The following is a 2,954-nucleotide window of genomic DNA, read 5'->3' on the forward strand; positions in this document are numbered from 1 at the left end:
AGTTCAGCGCTAGCAGCCGCCACAGCAGCATCCGCCGACTGCGCATTATTGCGAAACGGTGCCGGATCAAGTCTGGCAAGAATGCTTCCCGCTGCAAGCCTGTCGCCAACGTCAAAATTGCGCGCGATCACGCGTCCCGGCACTCTGAAAGCAATCTCGCTTGTAATGCGTGATGAAATAGTTCCGGCATAGTTTGCACGTGTGCCCGCGCCGTCACTCCCCGCAGGGGACAACACCATGCTTCGCACCAATACCGGCGCATCCTCCGGTTGGCTGTCACTGCCGCATCCGGCCAGCAGAAGCAGAGCTGTGGCAAGTGCTCCGACCTGGCCTCCCGAGCAACGCACGCGATTTTTGACAGTTCGCTGAAGCGCCTTAAAATGGAATTGCATTTTCAAAAGCCCCGAATCGATACCGTACAGGCCGTTACTATTTTGCCGGATACACCAGAAACTGCTGCACTCAAGACCAAACCACTGCGTCGCCGCGGGAAAGCGCGTGTGGTTGCCATCCTTGATGCTGCAACGGAGATTTTCCTGCAGCATGGTTATGAAAAAGCAACGATATCTCAAATTGTTGAATGCTCAGGCGGTTCGAAAAGTCTGGTTTATGAGCAGTTTGGCGGCAAATCCGGCTTGTTCCAGGCAATGATGGAAACCCGCTGCGCGAGCATGATGGAACCGCTTTCTGACATTTCAGCCGACAGCGATCCACCGCGCGGGATACTTACCAAGTTTGCCCACGCTTTCGTCGACGCGCTCAGCGAGCCCGAGGTGTTGGGGTTGCAACGGGTTGCCAGCGCCGAAGGCTTTCGCAATCCCGAAATTGCCGATATCTTCTTTTCATGCGGTCATGACACGGCCTATGATCATCTTGCCAATTATCTGGTGACTATCAGCGATCCGTCGATTGACCTGGCGACGCTGAGACGATGGTCAATCGTCTTTTATGCAATGATACAGGGAGATGCCGTGGCGCGGCTGGTTGTTGGGGCCGCTCCGGTGTCAAAAACGGAAATCGACGCTTACATCGATCTTGCGGTCGGATGGCTGCTTGATCGCGCAAGTATTCCAGACGGCGTCGTTACTTAGCCCGGCTTATTTATGAGCCCGCTGCACAGCGGGTGTTTCGGGTTTGGTGGGGCGGTCTGGGCGAGCGTCGGCCTCGGCGTTTTTCGCCGCAACAAGAACAAGGGGCTTTTCGACGTTGATGGGAGAGGGCTCGGGCCTTGAGGGTTTCCGCCGCACTGGCGATGTCGGCGCTGACCGGAGACAGGTGGTGATGGCCTTGAACACGCCGATCTCGGGGCAGACTGACGCAATAGCGAGACGGATATGCGAGCAGCTTTTGACGACGCGGGCAATGACCTTGATGAGCCGCAGGCGTATCGTTGCGAGCTCTGCTATAGCCAACGAGGTGGTCTTGGAGATCGCCGTCCTTGCTCATCCGCTCAAGGTGCACCGCCAACGATAACTGGCTACGAGGGTGTACGGGCAACTCTCCGTCGCAAGATGAAGCAGGATACAACGCCATCCTGGAATTCGGAGACTTGGCACCTTACCTTGAAATTAATGGTGCGCAGATATCCAGCGGGCATCCACATGGGTATCCGCCCTGTATGGCTACAACTACTTGAATTTTATCAGGAGAAAGCAAATGCAATATCGACAACTCGGGAAGTCCGGATTGCTCGTATCAGAGCTGAGCTTTGGCACAATGTCCTACGGAGCAGGCGGCTACTGGGAAGTGGTGGGTGGCCTAAACATCAGTGAGGCACAGCGACTAACCGACATCGCTATTGATAGCGGTATAAACTTCTTCGATACGGCCGATGTATATTCCCATGGCCGATCGGAGGAAATACTCGGTGAAACTGTAAAGGATAAGCGCCATCAGTTAGTATTGGCGACTAAAGTACGGGGGCGGATGAGCAAAGAAATTAACGATGTCGGCCTAAGCCGAGGCCACATAATAAAGAGTTGCGAAGAAAGCCTCAGGCGCCTTGGAACCGACTACATTGATCTTTACGTTGTACATAGTTTTGACTTCATCACCCCTTTAGAGGAAACCCTTTCGGCGCTAAATTGCTTGGTTCAGCAAGGTAAGGTTCGATACCTCGGTTGTTCTAATTTTTTCGCTTGGCAATTGATGAAGGCGCTCGCGATTAGTGACAGGCACCACTGGGAAAAATTTGTTTCGCTTCAGGCTCATTATTCGCTCATCACCCGCGATGTAGAATATGAACTCGCACCACTTTGCGAGGATCAAGGGCTTGGATTGACTACATGGTCACCACTTTCTGCTGGATTTCTGACTGGCAAATATCCGCGAGGAAGCAAGGCACTTGGAGATGGGCGCCGTGACCGCGAACAGCAGAATTTTCTACAGTTCGACGAGGATCGGGGCTATGATATCCTTGGCGAGGTCCAAAACATTGCCAAAGAGCGCGATGTAAGCCCTGCGCAAGTCGCGCTCAATTACCTGCTCCGAAAGCAGACTGTGAGTTCGGTCCTTGTTGGCGCTACGAAGCCCCAGCAACTAGTCGATAACCTGAATACAGTGACATGGTCACTGACCGAGGATGAACTCAATCGGCTCAACCAAGTCAGTGCACCGGCGCCCCTCTATCCCAAATGGATGCTCGATTTCACAAGCCGTGATCGGTCTGATCCTCAATACTTCCTATGATCGTACATTGTTCATAACCGAGGGCCACGCGGGTTGTACTGATGGGATGAATCACACTCTGAAATCCGGAGAGATGTTCGATAGAAAGGTCGTCACTCACGAGTAAGAGCTTTGTTGGCAAGCAGCCGTCGAGCGAATTCGTCCCTATCGGGACGTGGGATGAGCCATTCCGCTTGATCGGATGCACCGGACTTCTGCCTAGGAGACCTGTGCGCGGGTGGGGGTAGACATAGGGGTTAGACCTTGATTATATGGGTTTTCCAAGG

Annotated in this window: 3 protein-coding genes and 1 pseudogene; 2 read left to right on the forward strand and 2 right to left on the reverse strand. The window is 53.6% G+C overall.

The window, feature by feature from the left end; translation table 11 throughout:
- Nucleotides 1-239: pseudogene (locus ACT6VE_RS34600) on the reverse strand (hypothetical protein); the annotation flags it as partial.
- Nucleotides 240-269: 30 nt separating this feature from the next.
- Between ACT6VE_RS34600 and ACT6VE_RS34605 the strand changes: the two are divergent.
- Nucleotides 270-1,091: a TetR/AcrR family transcriptional regulator gene (locus ACT6VE_RS34605; RefSeq protein ID WP_287891642.1), complete on the forward strand. Its 822-nt coding sequence runs from the start codon at nucleotides 270-272 to the stop codon at nucleotides 1,089-1,091.
- A gap of 6 nt (nucleotides 1,092-1,097) precedes the next feature.
- Here the strand turns inward: ACT6VE_RS34605 and ACT6VE_RS34610 are convergent, their stop codons facing one another.
- Nucleotides 1,098-1,430: a transposase gene (locus tag ACT6VE_RS34610; protein ID WP_156318317.1), complete on the reverse strand. Its 333-nt coding sequence runs from the start codon at nucleotides 1,428-1,430 to the stop codon at nucleotides 1,098-1,100.
- A 226-nt stretch (nucleotides 1,431-1,656) separates the two neighbouring features.
- Between ACT6VE_RS34610 and ACT6VE_RS34615 the strand changes: the two genes are divergently transcribed.
- Nucleotides 1,657-2,688, forward strand: a complete 1,032-nt coding sequence (locus ACT6VE_RS34615; RefSeq protein WP_082382526.1) for an aldo/keto reductase — start codon at nucleotides 1,657-1,659, stop codon at nucleotides 2,686-2,688.
- The last annotated feature ends 266 nt before the right edge of the window (nucleotides 2,689-2,954 follow it).

Source organism: Shinella sp. (genome assembly GCF_052438155.1).
Classification (GTDB): Bacteria; Pseudomonadota; Alphaproteobacteria; order Rhizobiales; family Rhizobiaceae; genus Shinella.

Coding starts and splice junctions, on each gene's coding strand:
- ACT6VE_RS34615 (WP_082382526.1), top strand. CDS start 1,657: ATGCAATATCGACAACTCGGGAAGTCCGGATTGCTCGTATCAGAGCTG.